The sequence below is a fragment of the Micromonospora sp. NPDC047812 genome, from assembly GCF_040704175.1.
Taxonomy (GTDB): Bacteria; Actinomycetota; Actinomycetes; order Mycobacteriales; family Micromonosporaceae; genus Micromonospora.
In genome coordinates this window covers 833,351-857,483 of record NZ_JBEYRY010000002.1, presented here as the reverse complement: position 1 = coordinate 857,483, position 24,133 = coordinate 833,351, and the positions used below count along the sequence as shown (strand labels likewise).

At 73.8% G+C, this 24,133-nt stretch carries 18 protein-coding genes and 1 pseudogene; 14 read left to right on the top strand and 5 right to left on the bottom strand.

Going from position 1 to position 24,133, the window contains the following annotated elements; translation table 11 throughout:
• Positions 1-201: 201 nt before the first annotated feature.
• Both AB0883_RS11730 and AB0883_RS11725 read right to left on the bottom strand, forming a co-directional pair.
• Positions 202-408, bottom strand: coding sequence for a hypothetical protein (locus AB0883_RS11730; RefSeq protein WP_121397051.1), 207 nt, complete (start codon positions 406-408; stop codon positions 202-204).
• Positions 409-841: 433 nt separating this feature from the next.
• Positions 842-3,217, bottom strand: a pseudogene (locus AB0883_RS11725) (DEAD/DEAH box helicase); the annotation flags it as partial.
• A gap of 133 nt (positions 3,218-3,350) precedes the next feature.
• On the opposite strand from AB0883_RS11725, the gene AB0883_RS11720 reads away from it, so the two are divergent.
• The 7 genes from AB0883_RS11720 to AB0883_RS11690 all read left to right on the top strand — a co-directional run bounded on the left by AB0883_RS11720 (position 3,351) and on the right by AB0883_RS11690 (position 12,486).
• Positions 3,351-3,707 (top strand): STAS domain-containing protein, encoded by a 357-nt coding sequence (locus tag AB0883_RS11720; protein ID WP_366641159.1) that lies wholly within the window; start codon positions 3,351-3,353, stop codon positions 3,705-3,707.
• Positions 3,707-4,141 carry an ATP-binding protein gene (locus tag AB0883_RS11715; protein ID WP_121397049.1) on the top strand — a complete coding sequence of 145 codons (435 nt, stop codon included), beginning with the start codon at positions 3,707-3,709 and terminating at the stop codon, positions 4,139-4,141. Before AB0883_RS11720 ends, AB0883_RS11715 begins: the two co-directional genes overlap by 1 nt.
• A gap of 344 nt (positions 4,142-4,485) precedes the next feature.
• A complete protein-coding gene (locus tag AB0883_RS11710) occupies positions 4,486-6,840 on the top strand; it encodes a sodium-translocating pyrophosphatase (protein ID WP_366641158.1) in 2,355 nt (784 codons plus the stop codon).
• Positions 6,841-6,952: 112 nt separating this feature from the next.
• Positions 6,953-7,495: a hypothetical protein gene (locus AB0883_RS11705; protein ID WP_121397047.1), complete on the top strand. Its 543-nt coding sequence runs from the start codon at positions 6,953-6,955 to the stop codon at positions 7,493-7,495.
• Positions 7,496-7,626: 131 nt separating this feature from the next.
• On the top strand, positions 7,627-8,196 hold the full coding sequence (locus tag AB0883_RS11700) for a hypothetical protein (protein ID WP_366641710.1): 570 nt from the start codon (positions 7,627-7,629) through the stop codon (positions 8,194-8,196).
• A gap of 343 nt (positions 8,197-8,539) precedes the next feature.
• A complete protein-coding gene (topA, locus tag AB0883_RS11695) occupies positions 8,540-11,380 on the top strand; it encodes a type I DNA topoisomerase (protein WP_366641157.1) in 2,841 nt (946 codons plus the stop codon).
• 143 nt (positions 11,381-11,523) lie between these two features.
• Positions 11,524-12,486 (top strand): DUF559 domain-containing protein, encoded by a 963-nt coding sequence (locus tag AB0883_RS11690; protein ID WP_366641156.1) that lies wholly within the window; start codon positions 11,524-11,526, stop codon positions 12,484-12,486.
• A gap of 96 nt (positions 12,487-12,582) precedes the next feature.
• Here the strand turns inward: AB0883_RS11690 and AB0883_RS11685 are convergent, their stop codons facing one another.
• Entirely contained in the window at positions 12,583-13,899 is a 1,317-nt protein-coding gene (locus tag AB0883_RS11685) for a D-arabinono-1,4-lactone oxidase (protein ID WP_366641155.1), read from the bottom strand.
• 222 nt (positions 13,900-14,121) lie between these two features.
• Between AB0883_RS11685 and AB0883_RS11680 the strand changes: the two genes are divergently transcribed.
• Entirely contained in the window at positions 14,122-14,694 is a 573-nt protein-coding gene (locus AB0883_RS11680) for a TetR family transcriptional regulator (RefSeq protein WP_366641154.1), read from the top strand.
• 106 nt (positions 14,695-14,800) lie between these two features.
• Here AB0883_RS11680 and AB0883_RS11675 read toward each other — a convergent pair whose 3' ends face one another.
• Positions 14,801-16,009 (bottom strand): alanine racemase, encoded by a 1,209-nt coding sequence (locus AB0883_RS11675; RefSeq protein WP_366641153.1) that lies wholly within the window; start codon positions 16,007-16,009, stop codon positions 14,801-14,803.
• Positions 16,010-16,307: 298 nt separating this feature from the next.
• Here AB0883_RS11675 and tmk point away from each other — a divergent pair, with 298 nt between their 5' ends.
• The 6 genes from tmk to ricT all read left to right on the top strand — a co-directional run bounded on the left by tmk (position 16,308) and on the right by ricT (position 22,125).
• Complete coding sequence (tmk, locus tag AB0883_RS11670; protein ID WP_366641709.1) at positions 16,308-18,407, top strand: dTMP kinase; 2,100 nt, start codon at positions 16,308-16,310, stop codon at positions 18,405-18,407.
• Positions 18,407-19,681: a DNA polymerase III subunit delta' gene (locus AB0883_RS11665; RefSeq protein WP_366641152.1), complete on the top strand. Its 1,275-nt coding sequence runs from the start codon at positions 18,407-18,409 to the stop codon at positions 19,679-19,681. The genes tmk and AB0883_RS11665 overlap by 1 nt, the downstream gene beginning before the upstream one ends.
• Before the next feature lie 180 nt (positions 19,682-19,861).
• Positions 19,862-20,191: a YbaB/EbfC family nucleoid-associated protein gene (locus AB0883_RS11660; protein ID WP_121397041.1), complete on the top strand. Its 330-nt coding sequence runs from the start codon at positions 19,862-19,864 to the stop codon at positions 20,189-20,191.
• A 1-nt stretch (position 20,192) separates the two neighbouring features.
• Positions 20,193-20,498, top strand: coding sequence for a hypothetical protein (locus tag AB0883_RS11655; protein ID WP_121397040.1), 306 nt, complete (start codon positions 20,193-20,195; stop codon positions 20,496-20,498).
• A complete protein-coding gene (locus AB0883_RS11650) occupies positions 20,498-21,184 on the top strand; it encodes a hypothetical protein (RefSeq protein WP_366641151.1) in 687 nt (228 codons plus the stop codon). Before AB0883_RS11655 ends, AB0883_RS11650 begins: the two co-directional genes overlap by 1 nt.
• Positions 21,185-21,264: 80 nt before the next feature.
• On the top strand, positions 21,265-22,125 hold the full coding sequence (gene ricT, locus AB0883_RS11645) for a regulatory iron-sulfur-containing complex subunit RicT (RefSeq protein ID WP_366641150.1): 861 nt from the start codon (positions 21,265-21,267) through the stop codon (positions 22,123-22,125).
• A gap of 160 nt (positions 22,126-22,285) precedes the next feature.
• On the opposite strand, the gene AB0883_RS11640 is transcribed toward ricT, so the two are convergent.
• Positions 22,286-24,121, bottom strand: a complete 1,836-nt coding sequence (locus AB0883_RS11640; RefSeq protein ID WP_366641708.1) for a metallophosphoesterase — start codon at positions 24,119-24,121, stop codon at positions 22,286-22,288.
• Positions 24,122-24,133: the final 12 nt, after the last annotated feature.

Genomic DNA, 24,133 nt, shown 5'->3' with positions numbered 1-24,133 from the left:
CGCCGCGGCCGTGCTGGGTGCCGTCCGACCGGCGATCCCGCCACGACCGGCGATCCCGCCGCGGCCGTGCTGGGTGCCGTCCGACCGGCGATCCCGCCACGACCGGCGATCCCGCCGCGGCCGTGCTGGGTGCCGTCCGACCGGCGATCCCGCCGCGACCGGCGATCCCGCCGCGGCCGTGCTGGGCCGTGTGGATCGGGGTCAGCGGCCTCCGTCGACGGTGGCCTTGAGCGCCCACGCGTTGAGGACCTGGTGGATGCTTCGCAGCCGCTCGTTGATCTGTTCCAGGCGCTCGGCCTGCGCCAGGCTCGCTAGCGCGGTGCCCAGGGCGATCTGCTGGTCGGGAGTGAGTTTCTCCTGGTCGATCGTGTAGAGCAGGTCGACGGTCTCGGCGATGGTGTCGGCCACGACTCCTCCTTCGACGGGAAACACGGCAATGATCCGCGAGCAGCGATGGAAGCGCTCCCACGTATTCGTTGCCCCGAGAGAAGGGGTTCTATGCCTGCTTTCCACCACCCGGGACGGGGGCTTCCCCCGAACCGGTCTCCACCACGCGGGACGGGGAGCCACCCGGACCCCCGGGGCCGCCTGCGGCGACGTCGTCCGGAGCGACGCGTTCCCCCGGAACCGGAGGGCCGCCCGGCGGGACGGTGCCTCGAACCGCGCGGCGGCCCGGCACCGCGACATCGCCACCGGACGAACCGCGGGACGGAACGTCGGGCGAGCTGCCGGACGAGCCGCCGGAGGGAGCGCCGGACAAGTCGCTGGAGGAGGTGCCGGACGAGCCGCCGGAGAGGGCGACGGACGAGTCGCCGGACGTGCGGGGGGCCGGTACGCCGTCGGGCAGGTTGGCGAGCACCACGTCGAGCACCCTGACCGCGTCCGGCTTGGAGAGCGGGTTGTTGCCGTTGCCGCACTTCGGGGACTGCACGCAGGACGGGCAGCCCGCCTCGCAGCCGCACTCCGCGATCGCGTCGCGGGTGGCCCGCAGCCAGGCCGCCGCCGTCCCGTACGCGCGTTCGGCGAAGCCCGCCCCACCCGGGTGCCCGTCGTAGACGAAGACCGTCGGGGCCTCGGTGTCCGGGTGCGCCGCCGTGGAGAGCCCGCCGATGTCCCAGCGGTCGCAGGTCGCGGTGAGCGGCAGCAGTCCGATCGCGGCGTGCTCGGCGGCGTGCAGCGCGCCCGGCACGTCGGCGGGTTCCACCCCGGCGGCCGTCAGGGACTGTGGCGACAGGGTGAACCAGACCGCGACCGTACGCAGTTCCCGGGCCGGCAGGTCCAGCGGGCGGGTGTCGATGACCTCGCCGGTGGCGATCCGCCGCCGCTGGTACGACACCACCTGGCTGGTCACGTCGACCTCGCCGAGGAAGAGACCGACGGGGCCGGCGTCCACGTACGAGCGGACCGACACCACCGACAGCGACGTGACGTCGCGGGCGTGGGTGGACCAGTCCGGCTCCTCGGGGTGCACCAGCGCGCACCCGTCGGCCAGGTCGAGCGAGTCGACCACGTACGAGACGCCCTGGTGCAGGTAGACCGCGCCGGGGTGGAGCAGGAAGTGCGACGAGCCGCCGTCGACGGTGCCGAGCAGCCGCCCGGTCGCCGCCTCGACCACGCAGACCGGCGTGCCGCCCTCGCCGCGCAGGTCCACCTCCGGCCGTTCCCGGTGCCGCCAGTACCAGCCGGTCGGCCGCTGCCGCAGCGCCCCGGCCGCCACCAGTTGGTCCACCGCCTCCTTCGCCCCGTCACCGAAGAGCGCCAGGTCGTCGGGGGTCAGCGGCGCCTCGGCCGCCGCGCAGGCGAGCTGCGGCGCCAGCACGTACGGGTTGGCCGGGTCGAGCACGGTCGCCTCCACCGGCCGCCCGAACACCGCCTCGGGATGGTGCACGAGATAGGTGTCCAGCGGATCGTCCCGGGCGACCAGCACGGCGAGCGCCTCCTGCCCGGAGCGCCCCGCCCGGCCGGCCTGCTGCCACAGCGAGGCCCGGGTGCCCGGGTAGCCGCAGATCAGCACCGCGTCGAGGCCGACCAGGTCGACGCCCAGCTCCAGCGCGTTGGTCGAGGCCAGCCCGAGCAGGTCGCCGTGCAGCAGCGCCCGTTCCAGTTCGCGTCGCTCCTCGCGCAGGTAGCCGGCCCGGTAGGCGGCCACCCGGTCGCCGAGCCCGGGCACCGCCTCGTCGAGGGCGCGGCGGGCGTTCGCGGCGACCACCTCGGCGCCGCGCCGGGAGCGTACGAAGGCCAGCGTGCGTACCCCCTCGGCGACCGTGTCGGCGAGCAGGTCGGCCGTCTCCCGCAGCGCCGAGCGGCGGACCTGGGTGAGGTCCGCCTGCTGGTCGGCGGCGGAGTCCGGCGGCAGCAGCGGGGGCTCCCAGAGCGCGAACGTCACCCCGCCGCGCGGCGAGGTGTCCTCGGTGACCGCGGTGACGGGCAGCCCGGTGAGCCGCCCGGCCGCCGTCGCCGGGTCGCCGGAGGTGGCCGAGGCCAGTACGAAGACGGGCGTGCTCCGGAAGCGGGCGCACTGCCGTCGCAGCCGGCGCAGCACGTGCGCGACGTGCGAGCCGAAGACCCCCCGGTAGGTGTGGCACTCGTCGATCACCACGTACGTGAGCCGGCGCAGGAAGCCGGACCACTGGGCGTGCCCGGGCAGGATGCCGTGGTGCAGCATGTCCGGGTTGGTCAGCACGAACCGGGAGTGCTTCCGGATCCACTCCCGCTCGGCGCGCGGGGTGTCCCCGTCGTAGCAGGAGGGGCGTACCCCCTCCAGTTCCAGCGCGGCGACGGCGCGCAACTGGTCGGCGGCGAGCGCCTTCGTCGGCGCCAGGTAGAGCACGGTGGCCCGGGGGTCGGCGAGCAGGGTGGCCAGCGCGGGAAGCTGGTAGGCCAGGGACTTGCCCGACGCCGTGCCGGTGGCCACCACCACGTGCCGGCCGTCGTACGCCAGGGTGGCCGCCTCCGCCTGGTGCCGCCAGGGCGCGACCACGCCGCGCCGGGCGAACGCCGCGCGCAGTTCCTCCGGTGCCCAGTCCGGCCACGGGGCGGGCTCGCCGGTCCGTGCCGGCACCCGCTCGACGTGGGTGACCGGGTCGGCGCCGGTACGGGCGCGCAGCCGGCCCAGCAGGTCGGCCGGCGCTCGCCCGGGCCCGCCACCTGCGACTACGGTGGCTGCGGACGACGGCCCCGGGTTGCGGCGCGCCGGTTCGGAGGTCACGTCCTGCACTCTCGCACTGGTGTTCGGAGATGGAAAGCGGGGGGCGGGGGTAAGGGGAGGCCTCCGCCGGTGAGCAGAGCCGGTATCCGGCGGGGATGGTTAGATGCCCAGGAGAGTTTACGGCTCTTGCGAGGGAGGACCGATGGAGCTGTCGCTGGCGACCCGCACCGTGGGCGAGCACACGGTGCTCGAGGTCGGCGGTGAGGTGGACGTCTACACCGCGCCCCGGCTACGGGAGCGGCTCCTCGAGCTGATCGACGGCGGGGCCCGCCACGTCGTGGTCGACCTGGGCCGGGTGGACTTCCTCGACTCCACAGGGCTGGGCGTGCTGGTCGGAGCGCTCAAGCGGCTGCGCGCGGCCGGCGGCTCGTTCGCCCTGGTCTGCGACAAGGAGCCGCTGCTCAAGATCTTCCGGATCACCGCCCTCGACCAGGTCTTCCCGCTGCATCCCACGGTCGACGCGGCGATCGGCACCGACCCGGCCGGCACCGGCGTCTGATGGCCACGGTCAAGCTCTCCTTCTCGCCGGCCCCGGTGCACGTGCGCACCGCGCGCCTGGTCGGCGTGGCGGTCGCCCGGCGGGCCGGGGTCCGCGAGGAGCTGCTCGACGAGGTGCGGCTGGCCATCGGTGAGGCGTGCACCCGCGCGGTCGCCCTGCACCGCCAGTACGGCGTGTCCGAGCCCGTGCTCGTCGAGATGTCCGACACGGGGGCGTACGCGGTGCGCGTCGTCGACCGCGCGCCGATCGAGGCCGGTCTCGGCCTGGCGGCGCTGAACGCCGACCAGCTCGCCAACGAGTCGCTCAACGAGGACGACCTCACCACCGGCGTCGGCTTCGCGCTGCTGGCCGGCTTCGTCGAGGACCTCCAGGTCCGCCCCGTCGACGAGGGCATCGGCACCGAGGTGCGGATGGTCTGGCCCGTCGGCCGCTGAGCTGATCTTCCACCGCCCTCGTCGAGGGCGTCGTACGCCGTGAGAGGCCGCGCCCCACCGGGGCGCGGCCTCTTCGGCATGGATGGGTTCCTATATCAGATTTTTCCTCATAACACAGCGACGGAGATCATCGCGGCGCGGTGCCCCCTCGATGTGACCTCCAACACTGTGGAGGGCTACAGTACGCGAGTTGTCAGCAAGTGATCCATCCCGCACCCAGCGGGAACTGTCGTTCCTCGCTGGTCCGTTCGGGGTGGGTGGCGCGCGCTTGCGACTCCGCATCCAGGCGCCGGGTCGGTGCGTCTCCACCGGCCGGCGCGAGCGTTCGGTACAGGAGGACACAGATGTCCGACACCTTGGCCGCCGAGGGCGGCGGGATCTCCCTCACCGGAAACAACGTCACGTACGTCGTCATCGCCGCGGTCATCGCGCTGGTGGCGCTCGCCTTCGCCGGCGCGCTGACGAAGGCCGTGCTGGCCGCCGGCAAGGGCACCAACAAAATGCAGGAGATCTCCGGCGCGGTCCAGGAGGGCGCCTCGGCCTACCTGCTCCGGCAGTTCCGGACCCTGGCGATCTTCGTGGTCATCGCCGTGGTGCTGCTCTTCCTGCTGCCGGTGCACGGCACCGACGGCAGCGAGACGGCGGTGAAGATCGGCCGGTCCGTCTTCTTCGTCGTGGGCGCGCTGTTCAGCGCGTTCATCGGCGGCGCGGGCATGTGGCTGGCCACCCGGGCCAACCTGCGGGTCGCCGCCGCCGCCCGGGAGCGCGAGGGCGGCCGGGAGGCCGCCATGAAGATCGCCTTCCGTACGGGCGGCGTGGTCGGCTTCCTCACCGTCGGCCTCGGCCTCTTCGGCGCCGCGCTGGTCGTGCTGTTCTACCGCAGCGACGCGCCGACCGTGCTGGAGGGCTTCGGCTTCGGCGCCGCGCTGCTCGCCATGTTCATGCGGGTCGGCGGCGGCATCTTCACCAAGGCCGCCGACGTCGGCGCCGACCTGGTCGGCAAGGTCGAGCAGGGCATCCCCGAGGACGACCCGCGCAACGCCGCCACGATCGCCGACAACGTGGGCGACAACGTGGGTGACTGCGCCGGCATGGCCGCCGACCTCTTCGAGTCGTACGCGGTCACCCTGGTCGCCGCGCTGATCCTCGGCCGCGCCGCCTTCGGCGAGCAGGGCCTGGTCTTCCCGCTGATCGTCTCCACCATCGGTGTGCTCGTCGCGATCGTCGGCGTCTTCATCACCCGGCTGCGCGCCTCGGACCGCAACGGCCTGACCGCGATCAACCGGGCCTTCTACATCTCGGCGGTGCTCTCCGCGGTGCTGGTGGCGATCGCCACGTACGCGTACCTGCCGGCCACCTTCGCCGAGCTGGAGGGCGGGCTGACCGACGTCAGCGAGAACCCGCGGACGGTCGCCATCGGCGCGGTCGTCATCGGCATCGTGCTGGCGGCGGCCATCCAGGCGCTGACCGGCTACTTCACCGAGACCAACCGGCGCCCGGTGCAGGACATCGGCAAGAGCTCCCAGACGGGCGCCGCCACCGTCATCCTCGCCGGCATCAGCGTCGGCCTGGAGTCGGCGGTCTACTCGGCGCTGCTGATCGGCGCCGGCGTGTTCGGCGCGTTCCTGCTCGGCGGCAGCTCCATCACGCTCTCGCTGTTCGCCGTGGCGATGGCCGGCACCGGCCTGCTCACCACGGTCGGCGTGATCGTCGCGATGGACACCTTCGGCCCGATCTCCGACAACGCCCAGGGCGTGGCGGAGATGTCCGGCGACATCGACGAGCACGGCGCCCGGACGCTCACCGAGCTGGACGCGGTCGGCAACACCACCAAGGCGATCACCAAGGGCATCGCGATCGCCACGGCGGTGCTCGCCGCGACGGCGCTGTTCGGCTCGTACACCGACACGCTGCGCACCGCGTACGCGGACGCCGGGGTGGGCGACGTCGGTGCCGAGATCCTCAACTCGCTGAACGTGGCGAACCCGCGCAACCTGGTCGGCCTGATCATCGGCGCGGCGGTGGTGTTCCTCTTCTCCGGCCTGGCCATCAACGCGGTCTCCCGCTCGGCGGGCGCGGTCGTGATGGAGGTACGCCGGCAGTTCCGCGAGCTGCCCGGCATCATGGACGGCACCCAGCGCCCCGAGTACGGCAAGGTCGTCGACATCTGCACCCGGGACGCGCAGCGCGAGCTGATGACCCCCGGTCTGCTCGCCATCCTCGCGCCGATCGCGGTGGGCTTCGGCCTCGGGCCGGGCGCGCTGGCGGCGTACCTGGCGGGTGCGATCGGCGCCGGCACGCTGATGGCGGTCTTCCTGTCGAACTCCGGCGGCGCGTGGGACAACGCCAAGAAGCTCGTCGAGGACGGCGCGTACGGCGGCAAGGGCTCCGAGTCGCACGCCGCCACGGTCATCGGTGACACCGTCGGCGACCCGTTCAAGGACACCGCCGGCCCGGCGATCAACCCGCTGATCAAGGTGATGAACCTGGTCTCGCTGCTGATCGCGCCGGCCGTGGTGGCCTGGAGCGTGGGCGACGAGCGGAACACCGCTCTGCGGGTGGGGATCGCCGTGGTGGCGACGCTGATCATCGCCGCGGCGGTGGTGTTCAGCAAGCGCAAGGGCGTGGCGATGTCCGACTCCGACTCCGGCAGCGGCGCGGGCAGCCCGGACCAGCGGCCGGAGACGGTCAACGCCTGACCCGTCCGGCATCCCGGTCCCCGGTCGGCCCGCGCGGCCGGCCGGGGACCACCCGTACACCCGGCAAACCTGTCCGGTGCCCGGACTCGACAGAGGCCGTACGCTGCAACGCATGCGCACGTGCCGGGCGGCAGCCGCCGGAAAGCTCACGGTGGTCCTGGCCACGCTCGTACTCGTGCTGGCCGGCTGCGGCGGCGGCCCCAGCCCGCGGGCGTGGGCGGCGTCGGTCTGCTCCGCGCTCACCCCGTGGCGGGCCGAGATCAGCAAGCTGACCAGCAGCACCGACCAGCAGATGACCGCCCAGACCACCCCGGCGCAGGCAAAGGAGAACCTGGTGCGGCTCTTCGGCGGCGCGGAGCAGGCCAGCGAGACCGCCCGACGCAAGGTCGAGGAGGCCGGCATCCCCGACGCCGAGCAGGGCGAGGAGGTCTCGGCGGGCTTCCGGGCCTCGCTGGCGAAGGTGCGCGACGCGTACGGCAGGGCCCGCGACACCATCGACGGGCTGGGCACCGGCCAGCCCACCGTCTTCTACGACGGCGTCCGTGCCGCCGTGGACACCCTGAACAAGGAGTACGACGCCAGCGCGCTCGACACCAGCCGGCTCAACTCCGAGGAGTTGAAACGCGCCTTCGACGAGGTGCCGGAGTGTCGCTGAGCGGGACCGGTGACCCGTCGGGCGGCGACGCGCTGCCGGTGCTCTTCCCGGTGCCCGCGGACCGGGTCGCGCCGGTCGCCCGCCGAACCGCCCCGCCCCCGCCGGCCGACGCCGACGAATCCGCCCGGCAGCTGACCTTCTTCGGCGCGGAGGCGGCGGATCCGTCCGTCGCCGATCTCGCCGGGCTGCTGGCCGGCCCGGGCGAGGCGGTCCGGATGGGTGGCACGGCCCGGCTCTCGGTCGTGGTCGACGCGGCCTGGCGGGTGCACGTCCTCGTCGCCGAGCTGGCCCTGCGCGGCGTGGCGGCCACCTGGGAGGCGACCACCGACGGGCGGCACGCGGTGCGCACCTCGTACGCCCGCTCGCTGAAGCCGCTCGCGGTGGCCTGGCTGCGCGGTGCGGGCAAGCGGCCGCCCGTCGGCTTCCACCTCAACGGGCGGCGGCTGCGGCTCTGGCTCGCCGCGGCGGGGGCCGCCGAGCCGTCCGGCTTCCTGCTCCGGCTCGGCGCCGCCGACGAGGAGTGCTGGGCGCCGGTCGGCGGGGCGCTCGACGCGGTCGGTCTCTCCGGGGCGCTGCTCGGGCCGGGCGAGGGCGGGCCCGCGTACCGGATCACCGGCCGGCGGCGGCTCGCCCGCCTGGCCGAGCTGGTCGGCGACCCGCCGCCCGCCGCCCCCGCGACGGAGTGGCCGGCCCGCTCCTGACCGCCCGACGGCGCCCGCCCAGTCGAGCCGGTCGCGCCCTGTCCGATGGGGGACAGCAAGTGCGCAATTTTTGGAAAACGGCCGGGTGGCGCCTCGGCCGAGGGTCCGCCATCGTCACAGTGTCCCGCCCGGCGGCACACGCACGGTGTACGGTGGCGCCGTCCGGCACGCCCCGCCGTCGGCGGAGAAAGAGGCCGCCCCGCCGGGACGGTTTGCCGCCCGCGAAACCCGAAACGCGGGCGGCGCGTTACGTTGGACATCCGGACCGCCGGGGGCCGGCGGGCCGAAAGTGGCCCGAACCGGGCGCCGGTGGCTACGAGCAGGAGTGAGGTCGGGGAGAGACGTGCCGAGCAACGCTGGAACCACCCGTCTGGTCATCGTCGAGTCACCGGCGAAGGCCAAGACGATCTCGGGCTATCTCGGCCCGGGGTACGTCGTGGAGGCCAGCTTCGGCCACGTCCGGGACCTCCCGCGCAACGCCGCCGACGTGCCGGCCAAGTACAAGGGCGAGCCGTGGGCCCGGCTCGGGGTGGACGTCGACAACGGCTTCCACGCCCTCTACGTGGTCTCCGCCGACCGGAAGCAGCAGATCAGCAAGCTGGTGAAGCTGGCCAAGGAGGTCGACGAGATCTTCCTGGCGACGGATGAGGACCGCGAGGGCGAGGCGATCGCCTGGCACCTGGTGGAGACGCTCAAGCCCAAGGTGCCGGTCAAGCGGATGGTCTTCCACGAGATCACCAAGCCGGCCATCCAGGCCGCGGTGGCCAACCCCCGCGAGATCGACCGGGACCTGGTCGACGCCCAGGAGGCCCGGCGCATCCTCGACCGCCTCTACGGCTACGAGGTCTCGCCCGTGCTGTGGAAGAAGGTCATGCCGAAGCTCTCGGCGGGCCGGGTGCAGTCCGTGGCGACCCGGATCGTGGTGGAGCGCGAGCGGCAGCGGATGGCCTTCCGCACGGCGGAGTACTGGGACATCCTGGCCACGCTCGCCGTGGCGAACGCCAACGAGGGGCCACGCACCTTCAACGCCACCCTGGTCGCGCTGAACGGCGATCGGATCGCCACCGGCAAGGACTTCGAGCCGACCACCGGCCGGGTGAAGGCCGGCGCGGGCGTCGTGCACCTCGACTCCGGCGGCGCCCGGGGCCTCGCGGCCCGCCTGGAGGGGCGTCCGTTCACCGTCACCCGGGTCGAGGAGAAGCCCTACCGCCGCCGCCCGTACGCGCCGTTCATCACCTCCACCCTCCAGCAGGAGGCGGCCCGCAAGCTGCGGTTCTCGTCACAGCAGACGATGCGCACGGCGCAGCGGCTCTACGAGAACGGCTACATCACCTACATGCGTACCGACTCGGTGAACCTGTCGGAGACCGCCATCGCGGCGGCCCGCCGGCAGATCGTCGAGCTGTACGGCGAGCGCAGCGTGCCGCCGGAGCCGCGTCGCTACACCGGCAAGGTGAAGAACGCGCAGGAGGCGCACGAGGCGATCCGCCCGGCGGGGGACAACTTCCGCACCCCGGGCGACGTGGCCAAGGAGCTCTCCGCCGAGGAGTTCAAGCTCTACGAGCTGATCTGGCGGCGCACCATCGCCTCGCAGATGACCGACGCCGTCGGCTCCAGCGTCTCGGTGCGTATCCGCGCCGTCTCCTCCGCCCAGGAGGAGGCCGACTTCGGCGCCACCGGCAAGACCATCACCGACCCGGGCTTCCTGCGGGCGTACGTCGAGTCCAGCGACGACGAGAACGCCGAGGCCGAGGACGCCGAGCGTCGCCTGCCCAACCTGGTCAAGGACCAGCCGCTCACCGCCGACGAGCTGGCCGCGCAGGGCCACCACACCCAGCCGCCGTCGCGCTACACCGAGGCGTCGCTGGTGAAGGCCCTCGAAGAGCTGGGCATCGGCCGCCCGTCGACGTACGCGTCGATCATGCAGACGATCCAGGACCGCGGGTACGTGACCAAGCGCGGTCAGGCGATGATCCCGACCTTCCTGGCCTTCGCCGTGATCGGCCTGCTGGAGCGGCACTACCCGCGCCTGATCGACTACGACTTCACCGCCAGCATGGAGAACGAGCTGGACGAGATCGCCGGCGGCGACCACGCGGCCGTCGACTTCCTCACGGCGTTCTACTTCGGCAGCGCCAACGGCGCCGGCGACCGGGACATCGCCCGCTCGGGTGGGCTGAAGAAGCTGGTCACCGAGAACCTCAACGAGATCGACGCGCGCAGCGTCAACTCGATCCCGCTCTTCACCGACGACGAGGGCCGCGAGGTCGTCGTGCGGGTGGGCCGCTACGGGCCGTACCTCCAGCGGGCGGTGCCGGGCGAGCAGCAGGCGCCGGCCGCCGAGGGCGAGGAGGGCGGCGGTCAGGGCGACCGGGCACCGATCCCCGAGGGGCTGGCGCCGGACGAGCTGACCCCGGAGAAGGTGCACGAGCTGTTCCTCGGCGGCGGGGGCGAGCGCAAGCTCGGCGACGACCCGGCCACCGGTGAGCCGATCCTGCTCAAGTCGGGCCGCTTCGGCCCGTACGTGGCCAGCGGCGAGCGCAAGTCGTCGCTGCTGCGCTCGCAGTCGCCGGACTCGCTGACCTTCGACGAGGCGCTGAAGCTGCTCAGCCTGCCCCGGCTGGTCGGGGTGGCCCCGGACGGCACCGAGGTCCTCGCGAACAACGGCCGCTACGGCCCGTACGTCAAGCAGGGTGACGAGTTCCGCTCGCTGGACTCCGAAGAGAAGATGTTCACCGTCACGCTGGACGAGGCGCTGGCCCTGCTGTCCGCCCCGAAGGCCCGCCAGCGCCGGGCCGCCGCGCCGCCCCTGCGGGAGATGGGCGTCGACCCGCTGACCGAGAAGCCGCTGGTCGTCAAGGACGGCCGGTTCGGCCCGTACGTCACCGACGGCGAGACGAACGCGTCGCTGCGGCGCGGCCAGACCCCGGAGGCGTTGACCATCGAGGAGGCCTCCGAGATGCTCGCCGAGAAGCGGGCGAAGGGGCCGGCGCCGAAGAAGACCGCGGCGAAGAAGACCGCCGCGAAGAAGGCGCCCGCCAAGAAGGCCACGGCGGCGAAGAAGACGGCCGCGGCGACCAAGTCGACGGCGGCCAAGAAGACCACGACGGCCAAGACCACCACCGCCAGGAAGACCCCGGCGAAGAAGGCGACCCCCAAGAAGGCCACCACCAGCCCCGACTGAGCACCTCGGCTCGCCAGCCGGCAACTGCTGCCGCAAAAGATCTTGGCAGGCCCCGGCCCCGTGAAGGGCCAGCGCCTGCCAAGATCTTCTGCGTTGTCCACAGGGGCGGCGCGCGGCGGTGCCGCGTTGACAGGGTGGAGGGCGTGAGAGCGCGCTTCACGGAATCCCTGGCGGCGCTGGGCCGGGCGGTGCCCGGCGACGACGCCGACGAGTTGACCTGGTTGCTCTTCCGGCAGGACGAGGTGATCAGCCTCGACCAGGCGCTAAGACACCTGTCCCGCAAGGCGATCCGGCACCGGGTGACCAGCGGGCGGTGGCGGCACGTCCACCGTGCCGTCTTCGTCGCCCACAACGGGCCGATCGGTCCCGCACAGCTTCGGTGGATCGCGGTGCTGGCCGCCGGTCCGGGCGCGATGCTCGGTGGGCTCACGGCCGCCCAGGTGGGAGGCCTGCGCGGCTTTCCCGAGCCGGCGATCCATCTCCTGTTGCCGGCTGACCGACGGCGGGAGCTGCCGCAACGAGTGGTGGCACACCGGACGACCCATCTGCCGGAGCGAGACGTGCTCGCGGTCGGGCAGCCGCGTCGGACGATGCCCGCCCGTTCGGTCGTGGACGCGGCGCAGTGGGCGCGTACCGACGCGGAGGCCCGGGCGATCGTCGCGGCCGGCTTTCAGCAACGGATGGTGTGCGAGGAGGACCTGCGCGAGGTCCTCGACCGGATGCCACGGCTGAGTCGCCGGAAACTGATCCTGAGCGTCGTCACGGACGCGGCCGGGGGAGCGCACTCCCTGGCCGAGTTGGACTTCCTGAGCTTGACGCGCCGTGCCGGACTGCCCGAGCCCACCCGACAGAAAATCAGGTACGACGCCACCGGGCGGCGCCGCTACCTCGACGCGTACTTCGAGGAGTGGAGGATGCACGTCGAGATCGACGGCGGCCAGCATCTCGACCCGCGTGTCGCCTGGAGCGACATGCGCCGCCAGAACGACCTGTGGGTCGAAGGGGACCGCGTCCTCCGCTTCCCGTCCTGGGCTCTCCGCGTCCACCCCGCCGAGGTCATCGCCCAACTCCGCACGGCACTTCGCAGAGCGGGCTGGCGGGGCTGACGTCCGCAACGAGATCTTGGAAGCTGTCGGCCCCTGGAGGGGCCGTTCTTCGCCAAGATCGCGCCGAGTGCATTTGCGCGAGCAGGGCGACGAGGGTCAGCCCAGGATTCGGGTCAGGTGGGGGTTGGTGAAGAGGTGGTGCGGGTCCAGGCGGGCGCGCAGCGCCTGGAAGTCCGCCCAGCGGGGGTAGGCCGTCGCGAGCGACTCCGCGTCGCGCCAGTGCAGCTTGCCCCAGTGGGGTCGGCCGCCGAGGCTCGCGGCGACCTGCTCGAACGCCCGGAAGTACGGCTCGTACGGCATGCCGACGTACTGGTGGACGGCCACGTACGCCGACTCGCGCCCGTAGCCGTGGGAGAGCCAGATGTCGTCGGCGGCGGTGAAGCGCACCTCGACCGGGAAGAGCACCTTGAACGGCAGCCCGTCGACGATCCGGCGCAGCGCGTCGAGCGCCTCGCGCAGGGCGTCGCGCGGCAGCGCGTACTCCATCTCCACGAAGCGGACCCGGCGCGGGGTGCAGAAGACCTGGTCGGAGCGGCCGGTGTAGCGGCGCTCGGTGAGCGCGCGGGCAGAGACGGCGCTGATGCCGGGGGCGAGCGCCGGCACGGCGCGGCCGAGGCGGCAGGCCGCGGCGAAGAGGGTGTTGGAGAGGAACTCGTCGTCCAGCCAGCCGCGCCACCGGGGCAGCGGCCGGTCGTCGACGGCCACCCGGTCGTTGGCCTTGACCTGCACGCGCTCGGTGTACGGGAACCAGTAGAACTCGACGTGGTCGTGCCTGTCGATCAGCGAGGGCAACTCGTCGAGCACGGCCGCCAGTGGCGCCGGCCGCTCGTGCGCGCGCAGCACGAAGGCGTCCACGCAGCGCAGGGTCACCTCGACGAGCACACCGAGCGCGCCCAGCGACACCCGGGCGGCGGCGAAGACGTCGGGGTGCTCGTCGGCGGAGCAGCGCAGCACCTCGCCGGTGCCCGTGACGAGGGTGAGCGCCTCGACGAACGTCGACAGGCAGCCGTACCCGGCGCCGGTGCCGTGGGTGCCGGTGGAGATCGCGCCGGCGATCGTCTGCGCGTCGATGTCGCCCAGGTTGGGTAGGGCCAGGCCGTGTGCGGCGAGCAGTTCGTTGAGCGCGCGCAGGGTGATCCCGGCCGGTACGGTGACCAGTCGGCGGTCGACGTCGACGCGTACCCCGGTGTCCAGGTCGGTCAGTTCCATGCGTCGTCCGTCGGTGACCGCGACGCCGGTGAAGGAGTGGCCGCTGCCCACCGCCCGGATCCGGTCCCCGGTCGTCGCGGCGGCGCGGACGGCCTCGGTGACGTCGGCGAGGGAGGTGGGGCGCAGGATGGCGCTGGCGTTGGCGCGTTGGTTGCCGGCCCAGTTGGACCAGGCTGTCAGGGTTGGCGGTGCGGTACCGGCCATGCGCACTCCTTGACATGAATGTGAAGTGACTTCATATCAGCAACGTTGTCGCAGGTAAATACCGCAATCGAGGTTTGCTCGTTGTACCGGTAGTCACGAACCCGTGACGTGCAGATATGTTCATCCGTCGAAGGGGGGTGGCGAGTGTCCACACCAGCCGCCACAGCCGGGCCGCTGCGCCGCGTACCGGTGCAGGGTCGAAGTGTCGCACGGGTCCAGCGGATGCTGGACGCCTGTGCCGAACTCGTCGACGAGGTGGGGTACGAGGGTCTGACCACGACCCTGCTCGCCGAGCGTGCCGAGGTGGCGATCGGGTCGGTCTACCAGTTCTTCCCGGACAAGCGGGCGATCGTGCAGGCGCTGACCCTGCGCACGATGGAGTCCTACCTCCAGCGGCTCGACGAGCGGTTCGCCTCCGACGACCTGACCCACTGGTGGGACGGGGTCGACGCGGGCATCGACGAGTACATCACGATGCACCGCACCGTTCCGGGCTTCCGTACCCTGCACTTCGGCGACGTGGTCGACCTGCACCTGCTCGACGAGCAGCGCGACAACAACGGGGTGATCGCGGACCAGTTGGCCCGCGTGCTCGCCGAGCGCTTCGGGCTGGACGTGCCCGACCTCCGGTTCCACCTGGAGATCGCCGTGGAGGCGGCCGACGCGCTGATCAAGTTGGCGTTCCGCCGGCTGCCCGAGGGCGACGACCGCGTGCTGGCCGAGGCGAAGGCGCTGATCCGGGAGTACCTGCACCGTCAGGTCGACGCCCCGGCCGGCGCCGACCAGCCCGGCTGACCGGGATCGCGCCGGCACCCGGGGCCGGGCGGCGGCCGGGGCGCGAACGGCCCGGGGTGGCGGCCGGACAGGGTAAAGGTGACCCGGGGTGCGCCGGGCCGGTGGATCAGAGGAAGGCGTGGCCCTCGCCCCGGTAGGTGGGCACGGTGGCCACGACCGCATCCCCCTCGACCAGGTGCAACTCGTTGACGTGCTCGCACAGCTCGCCGGCCTTCGCGTGCCGGAACCACACCCGGTCGCCGACCCGCAGCGCGCCGGCCGCCGCGCCGGCCAGCGGGGTCTGCACCTCGCCGGCCCCCTCGGTGCCGATGAACCTGAGGCCCTCCGGCAGCCACGGCCGGGGCAGCCGGCTCTTCTCGGCCGGGCCGGAGGCGATCCAGCCGCCGCCGAGCACGGTGGCCAGGCCGGGCCCCGGGCGGCGGACCACCGCGCAGGCGAAGGAGGCCGCCGGGGTGGGGCGCCAGGCGCGGTACGCGTCGAACAGCGTCGGCCCGTACAGGCCCGATCCCGCGGTGACCTCGGTGACCGCGGGGTCGGCGCTGGTCGCGGCCACGCTGCCGGTGCCGCCGCCGTTGACGAACTCCAGGTCGGCGTGTTCGCGTACGGCGGCCACCGCCGCGCCCCGGCGGGCCAGCAACTCGCGGTACGACCCGCGCTGGGCCAGCCGGATCGCGGAGCCGAGCACCGCCCGCCCGGGCGGCGCGTCGCCGAGGCCGGCGATCTGCGCCTCGTACGCCATCAGTCCGACCAGCCGGAAGCCCGCGCGGGCCGCGACGGTGGCGGCGAGCGCGCCGGCGGCCCGGGCGCTGTGCACCGGCGACCGGCGCACGCCGACGTGCACCCGCCCGCCCAGCGGTCGCCAGGAGGCGTCCAGGTCCAGGCAGACCCGCAGCTCGGGGCGGCGTCCGGGCGGGCACACGGCGTCGACGAGGTCGAGCTGGTCGGTGCCGTCGACCATCAGCGTGACGGCCCCGGCGAGCGCCGGGTCGGCGGCGAGCGCGGCGAGTGCCCCCCGGTCGGCCGTGGGGTACGCCACCAGCGCGTCGTCGGTCACGCCGGCGCGGACCAGCCAGATCGCCTCGGGCAGGGTGAAGGCCATCACGCCCCGCCAGCCGGGTCGCGCCAGCGCCCGGCCGATCAGGTCCCGGGCGCGGACCGACTTGCTGGCGATCCGGACCGGCTTGCCGCCGGCCCGTTCGGCCAGCGCGGCGGCGTTGCCGTCGAAGGCCGCGAGGTCCACGACGGCGTACGGCGGGTCGAGGTGCGCGGTCGCCCGGTCGAGGCGCTCACGAAGTTTGTCGCTTTCGATGGCCACGTGTGCACGCTAACTGTCTGGGAGGCAATGCGAAATACCCTCGCGTCTGTCCGGGCTGCGGGCGGTGGTCGCGGCGGCCTAGGCTCGGCGAACAGGAGAATGTCGCGGCGGGGTGGGTCCCCGCCGGGTCTAGAGTGTTCCACCGGGACTGCCCAGCGATGGGCCGGCACGTGGAGGTACGGCCATCGAAAGCCAGTTCAACGGCGAGTCGCCCGGCGTGTCGTCGTCCTCGTCCAAGCCCGGTGGCGCCGCCGAGAAGCCCGGCGCGGACCACTCCGGTTACGCCGCCATCCGCTCGGTGCTGCGGATCACCCCGTTCCGCCGGCTCTGGATCGTGCTCGGCGCGGCCTCCTTCGGCGACTGGTTCGGCCTGCTCGCCACGTCGGTCTTCGCCGCCTCCCAGGTCGAGGGGAGCACCGCCCAGGGCGCCGCCTTCGGTGGCGTGATCGCCATCCGGCTGCTGCCGGCGCTGGTGCTCGGCCCGATCGCCGGCGTGTTCGCCGACCGCTTCGACCGGCGCTGGACCATGGTCATCTGCGACGTGCTGCGGTTCCTGCTCTTCGCCTCGATCCCGCTGGTCGCGCTGCTCGGCGCCCCCGGCGGGGCGGTGGTCGTCTGGGCGGCGATCGCCACGTTCCTGATCGAGTCGATCACGCTGCTGTGGATCCCGGCCAAGGAGGCCGCGGTCCCCAACCTGATCCCGCGCGCCCGGCTGGAGGCCGCCAACCAGCTCACGCTGATCACCACGTACGGCCTCACGCCGGTCCTCGCCGCGCTGGTCCTCGCCGCGCTCGACGGCATCGTGCGGGCGGCCACCGGGGGCGCGACGCCGGACTGGGCCGCGCCGGCCGACCTGGCGCTCTGGTTCAACGCGTTCTCCCGGCTGGCCACCGCGCTGGTGGTGGCGTACGGCATCAAGGAGATCAGCCAGGGGCAGTCCGCCGAGCGGGAGGGCACCGAGCAGAGCATGCTGCGCCAGTTCAAGGAGGGCTGGCGCTACATCGGCCAGACCCCGCTGGTCCGCGGCCTGGTGCTCGGCATCTTCGGCGCGTTCGCCGGTGGCGGCATCGTGATCGGCACCGCCAAGTTCTTCGCCACCTCGCTCGGCGCCGGTGACGCCGCCTTCTACCTGCTCTTCGGCGCCATCTTCATCGGCCTCGCGCTGGGCATCGGGCTCGGCCCGATGATCGTCAAGGACATGTCCCGGCGGCGCTGGTTCGGCATGAGCATCGTGCTGGCCAGCGCCTCGGTGATGGCCCTGGCCTTCGCCATCCACCTCTCCATGGCGATGGTCGGCGCGATCCTGGTCGGCGCGGGCGCCGGCATGGCCTTCCTCTCCGGCACCACCCTGCTCGGCGGGGAGATCGCCGACGAGGTGCGCGGCCGGGTCTTCGCGGTGGTGCAGATCGGCACCCGGCTGGTGCTGATCCTCGCGATCGGCCTCAGCAGCCTGCTCGCCGGCGTCGGCGGCTCGCGCCGGCTGGAGCTGGCCGACCTGGGCATCTCGATCTCGTCCACCCGACTGCTGCTGCTCGCCGCCGGCGCCGCCGGCATCTTCGCCGGGATCAGCGCGTTCGGGCAGATGGACGACAAGAAGGGCGTTCCCGTCCTGGCCGACCTCTGGGGCTCGATCCGGGGCCGCCCGCTGATGCCGGCCGAGCCGTTCGTCTCGGCCGGCCTCTTCGTGGTCTTCGAGGGCGGCGAGGGCGCCGGCAAGTCCACCCAGCTCGCCGCGCTCGCCGAGCGGCTGCGCGGGCAGGGGCGCGACGTGGTGGTGACCCGCGAGCCGGGCGCCACCGCCGTCGGCGAGCGGATCCGGTCGCTGCTGCTCGGCGCGCCCGGCTCCGACGTGCCGTCGCCGCGCGCCGAGGCGCTGCTCTACGCCGCCGACCGGGCGCACCACGTGGCCACCGTCGTCCGGCCGGCGCTCGTCCGGGGCGCGGTGGTGATCAGCGACCGGTACGTCGACTCGTCCCTGGCGTACCAGGGGGCGGGGCGCACGCTCCCCGTCGACGAGGTCTCCTGGCTCTCGTCGTGGGCCACCGGCGGGCTCAAGCCCGACCTGGTGGTGCTGCTGGACGTCGAACCGCACACCGGCCTGGCCCGGGTGGCGGCCCGCGCCGAGGCGGCCGACCACCTGGAGGCCGAGTCCGTCGCCTTCCACGAGCGGGTCCGGTACGCCTTCCTCGACCTCGCCGCCGCCGACCCGAAGCGCTACCTGGTGCTCGACGCGTCCCGCCCGGTCGAGGAGATCGCCGGGCAGGTGGCCCGGCGGATCGAGGAGATGTTCGGCACCCCCGGCGGCATCGTGCACCCCCGCCCCGCGCACGGGCCGGACACCTCGGTGCAGCCGGAGTTATCCGAATCGGAGCTGGTACCGATGGAGCACCGGACCTGATGCCCGACGTCTTCGCCGACCTGGTCGGGCAGGACGAGGCGGTCGACACGCTGCGCCGCGCCGCCGCCGCGGCGTCCGCCGTGCTGCGTGCCGCCGCCGTCCCGTCCACGACCGACGCCGCCGGGGACGGGCTCGACGCGCTCGCCGAGGAGTCCGACGGCGGTCAGCCGACGGCCGCCGTCGACGCGGGGGCGGGGATGACGCACGCCTGGATCTTCACCGGGCCGCCCGGGTCGGGCCGGTCGGTGGCGGCACGGGCCTTCGCCGCCGCCCTCCAGTGCGCGTACGGCACCGGCTGCGGCGAGTGCCCCGGCTGCCACACCACGATGACCGGCACCCACGCCGACGTCCGGATGGTGGTGCCGGAGGGGCTCTCCATCGGCGTCAACGAGATGCGGGCGCTGGTGCTGCGCGCCGCCAGCACCCCGTCGGGCGGGCGCTGGCAGGTGGTGGTCATCGAGGACGCGGACCGGCTCACCGAGGCCGCCGGCAACGCGCTGCTCAAGGCCATCGAGGAGCCGCCGCCACGGACGGTCTTCCTGCTCTGCGCCCCGTCCACCCACCCGGACGACATCTCGGTGACCATCCGGTCGCGCTGCCGGGTCGTTCCGCTGGCGCAGCCCGCGCCGGAGGCGGTGGCCGAGGTGCTGGTCCGCCGCGACGGCGTCGCGCCCGACGTGGCGCGGTGGGCGGCGGCGGCCGCGCAGGGGCACGTGGGGCGGGCCCGCCGGCTGGCCCGCGACCCGGAGGCGCGTAAGCGCCGGGAGGCCGTGCTCGCGGTGCCGCGCCGGCTGACCGGCGTGGGTGCCGCGTTCGACGCGGCCTCGGCGCTGATCGAGGCGGCCGAGGCGGAGGCCGAGGCGTCCGTCGCGGAGGCCGACGCGGCCGAGCGGGCGGCGCTGGAGACCGCGCTCGGTGCCGGCGGCACCGGGCGGGGGGCGGCCGGCGCGATGCGGGGCGCCGCCGGGCAGCTGAAGGACCTGGAGAAGCGGCAGCGGTCGCGGGCCACCCGGGCGCAGCGGGACGCGCTGGACCGGGCGCTGGTCGACCTGGCCGGCTTCTACCGCGACGCGCTCACCATGGCGCTGCGCGCCCCCGTGGCGCCGGTGCACACCGACACCGCCGCGCTGGCCGGGGCGGGCGCGCAGAAGTGGGACGCCGAGGGGGCGCTGCGCCGCCTGGAGGCGGTGCTGGAGTGCCGGGCGGCGATCGAGGCGAACGTCAAGCCCCGGATCGCCGTCGAGGCCATGATGCTCTCGCTCTGGAAGGGCTGAGCCCCGACCGGCCCGCCCGAGCCGGGCCGTGAGCGGTCGACCCACCCCACGGAGGTCTCCCCGGCCGGACCGGTTGTCCACAGGCATCGACAGGCGCAATTGCTGTGCGGTACGGTCCGGTGTGCCGTGGTGACGGTGGCGGCACGCACAGTGATGTCCTGGTCCGGGAGGAGTCCGCCGATGCCGCGGGGGGAGATCGACGAGGCCTGGATCGAGGAGGCGGTGCGGCGCTACCGCCGGATCGAGTCCCTCCAGACCGAGTTCGACCAGGCGGTGTCGACCGTCGAGGTCACCGTGCGATCGCCCGACGGGCTGGTCGAGGTGGTGGTCACCGCCGGCGGGCGGATCACCGACGTGCGCTTCCTGGGCCCGCTGCACACCCGCAACCCCCGCGACGTCGCCGGCTCGGTGCAGGCGGCGGTGACCGCGGCGGCCGACGCCGCCCAGTGGGCCCGGGAGAAGCTGCACAACGAGACCTTCGCCGCCTACCGGCCGCTGGCGGGAGCCTGAGATGGAGAGCCTGCGCGCCCTCGCCGCCCGGCTCGACGAGGCGAGCGAGACCATGACCGCCGTGTCCCGCACGGTCACCGCCGGCGATCCGGCGCAGGCCGCGTTCGGCGTCGACGCCCCCGGCCGGCCCGGCGAGATCGGGCGGGCCCTGCACCGGCAGTGGACCGCCGCCACCGGTGACCGGGCCCGGGAGGCGCACGTCGCCGCCCAGCGGCTGGCCGCCGCCGCGGCGGCGGTGCGGGCCGCCGCCGACCACTACGCCGACGTCGACCGCGACGCCCGCCACCGGCTGACCGGGGAGGCGTGATGGACGCGCTGGACCGCCTCGCCGAGCCCGGCCTCGACCTGCTCCGCCGGGTCGACACGGTGCTCGCCGCGGGGGCACCCGAGGGGCACCGCGTGTGGCCGCTGCTGCGCCGGATGCAGGTGCTCCCCGGCGAGGCCGTCCGCAACTTCCTCGACCTGCATCCGGCACCGCTGGCCGCCGCCGGCCACACCGCGCGCCGCCTGATGCGGGGCTACGACGACGCCTGCGCCGCGCTGACCGACCCGGTGCTCTGGTCCGGCCCGGCCGCGTCGTCGTACGGGCAGGCCCGGGCCGCCCTGCTGCGCCACCTCGACGAGGGGCCGGAGAGCCTGGTCGGCCGGCTGGAGTCGACGGCCGGCTACGCCGACGCGCTCGCCGACTGGGTGGAGGGCAGCCGGCTCGCACTGGCCCGGACGCTCGCCGACGTCCTCCGCTGCGCCGAGGCGGTGACCGTGTTCGCCGCGACGTCGACGCCGGCCGGCGCACCGGGGCACCAACCGGCGGCGGGTCCGGGCGGGACCGCGGCAGCCGAGATCGCCGCGCGGGTGCTGGCGGTGCTCTGCGTCGCGTACGACGGGGCCGAGACCCTGCTGCGCCAGTGGGCGCCGAGCCTCGCCGAGTCCCGCTGGCGGCCGCCGGTGGTCGACCGCCCCCGCTACGACACCCCTACCCGCGTCGGCTGGTGACCCGCCGGTGTGGACGTGCAGTAGTCGGTCGGCGACTGCCGGCCCGGTCGTCCCGGCCCGCGCGTCGTAGGGTGTGAGGCATGGGCATGCTCTGCGCGGTCAGCTTCCAGCGGTACGGGCGCCTCTACTACCTGGACCCGGGCGAGCTGCGTCCCCAGGTCGGCGACAAGGTGCTGGTGCCCACCGACGACGGGCCCGAGGTGGCCGAGTGCGTCTGGGCGGCGCAGTGGGTCACCGAGGAGACCGAGGGCTTCCCCCGGCTGGCCGGCCTGGCCGGCGAGGAGGACCTGCGCCGCGACGAGGCGGTGCGCCGCCGCAAGGCCGAGGCGAAGGTCGCGGCGAAGCGGCTGATCCGGGAGCACGCACTGCCGATGAAGGTGGTGGCGATCGACCACGTGCTGGGGGCCGCCGAGGGCGGCGGCGAGCGGAGCACCATCTACTTCACGGCCCCGCACCGGGTGGACTTCCGCGCGCTGGTCCGGGACCTCGGTGCCACCCTGCACTGCCGGGTGGAGCTGCGCCAGCTCTCCGCCCGGGACTCGGCACGGGTGCAGGGCGGCATCGGCTCCTGCGGCCGGGACCTCTGCTGCGCCACCTTCCTGACCGACTTCGAGCCGGTCACCATCCGGATGGCGAAGGACCAGGACCTGCCGCTCAACCCGCTGCGCATCTCCGGCGCGTGCGGCCGGCTGATGTGCTGCCTGAAGTACGAACATCCGTTGTACGCCAAGTTTGCCGAGTCTGCCCCGGCCATCGGCGCCCGCGTCACCACGCCGGAGGGGGAGGGCCGCGTGGTCGGCCACAGCGTCCCGAGAGACGCGGTGACCGTCCGCCTGGACGCCGACGGCTCACGCTCCATGTGCTCCCGCGCCGACGTCTGCGGCTCCCGCCGTGCCTACGAGAGCCGTGACCTGTCCGGCCCGGAGGGCACAGCGCGCTGACCGGGCTCCCCTCCCTCCCCTCCCCTCCCCTGACCCCTCCCCCTCCCCCCTCCCCCGGCCTCTCCGCGTCGATCATGAGGTTGGCGGCGAAGTCGATCGCGAACAGTGCCGCCAACCTCATGATCGACGCGGAGAGGCCGGGGGAGGGGTGGGAGAGGGGTCAGGGGAGGGTGGTGGGGGGTTCGGCCAGGCGGGGGCGCAGCGGCTGCTTCGGAGCCAGCCACGAGGAGCCGGGGGACTGGTCGGGGTTGATCTGCCAGTCGCGGGCCACCCGGTCGACGGCGATCGGGTAGATCGTCAGGGTGCCGTCGGGGTCGATGCGCAGCCGCAGGAAGGCCTTCGCGTCCTCGATGCCCTGGCCCGCGAAGAGCTCGTTGAGGTTCACCCCGAAAGCGCCGGCCACCAGCAGGTACGCGGCCACCAACTGGCTCGCCGCCAGCCCGCTCACCGGGCCGTAGAGCACCGCCGCCGCGACAGCCGGCAGCGGCCACGGCCAGTCGTAGAACGGCAGGGCCAGCCAGGCCCAGGTGCCGGCGGCGCCCAGCGCGATCTGGGCCAGCCCGTGGCCCACGCCGAGGATCCAGTGCCGGGCGTGCCGTTTGCCGCCGGAGCTGGGCGGCTTGGCGAAGAACGCCGCCGCGAGCATCGTGACGATCAGCATCGCCATCAGCGGCACGCTGAACAGCCGCTGGTCCGTCCCGCTCGGGTTGGTCACGACGCCGGCCATCGCCAGCATCAGCAGCGTGTGCAGGGTGCCCAGCAGGGTGGTGAAGCCCGGGTTGCGCAGCGGCAGGCGGGGGAAGATCCCCCAGGCGTACCGCCGGGAGCGGGCCTTCTCCGGGTAGCGGCCGGCCAGCTCGTACGGATGGGAGACGCTGGCCCGCCGGGCGAGGGTGTCGCGCGGCGGCACCTCGATCCGCTCGGGGAGCTTGTGCGTCGGGTAGAGGTACGCGCCGCCGCCCCCGCAGGTGATCAGCTGCCGGTCCGGTCCGGCGTACCGGGCGTAGTGGTGCAGGTCGCCGGAGATCAGCAGCCGCACCTGCGCCCCGGTGGGCGCGACGATCGTGCGGACGAAGTAGTCGATCGAGTCGTACGCCGTGGGGTGGTCGACGGCCTTGACCCATGTCGGCGCGGGCACGGCCAGGATCACCCGGCTCTCCGGGCCCAGCCGCTCGGCGACCCGGTCGAAGTAGGTGAGCTGCGGATCGTCCAGGTACGAGCCGGACTGGTCGTCGAGGCCGAGCAGCCACCAGCCGGCGGGCAGCTCCACCGCGAAGTACGAGCGGGACTGCCCGGTCTCCCAGCCGCCGAAGTGCCGGTCCCGGGACCGGACGAAGAGCCGCAGGAAGGCGGTCAGGCCGTCGTACCAGTCGTGGTTGCCGGGCACCGCGAACAGCGTGGGCCGCTCGGGCGGGGTGACCGGCAGCGCGGCCTGGTACGGCCCCTTGCACCGGTCCTCGTACGCCTCGAAGGCCGCCGACGGGTAGACCTGGTCGCCGCCCATCACCAGGGTCTGCGCGCGGGGCAGCCGGTGCCCGTCGACCTCCAGCTCCGGCTGGGCGAGCAGGTAGGCGACCGAGTAGGTGGCGTTGAAGCCGTCGCCCAGGTCGGCCACGTAGTCCAGCCAGAGACCGCCGTCCGGACCGACCTGCCGGGCGATGCCCGCGTCGAGGGAGTTCTGCAGCTCCCGCTTGTCCAGGTACGCCCCGAAGAGCATCGCCAGCAGCGTACGGATGCCGGTGCTGATCAGCAGGAACGGCGCGAGCCACGGCACGGGCTTGCGCGGGGTGAAGCCCAGCTCCCGGGGGTCGATGCCGCGCGGCCGGCGCGCCGCCCGCCCGCCGGCCGCCTCGCTCGTGTGCGCACTCTCCGGCGCGCCGTCCTGCGGATCCACGTCGGGGACGCGATCGTCGTTCACCCGCCGCAGCGTAGTCCCGGCCGGCGGAGGACGCTGTCCGGCGGACGACGGCTCGGGGCCGGATGTCCGAATGGGGATCCGGTTCGGCCG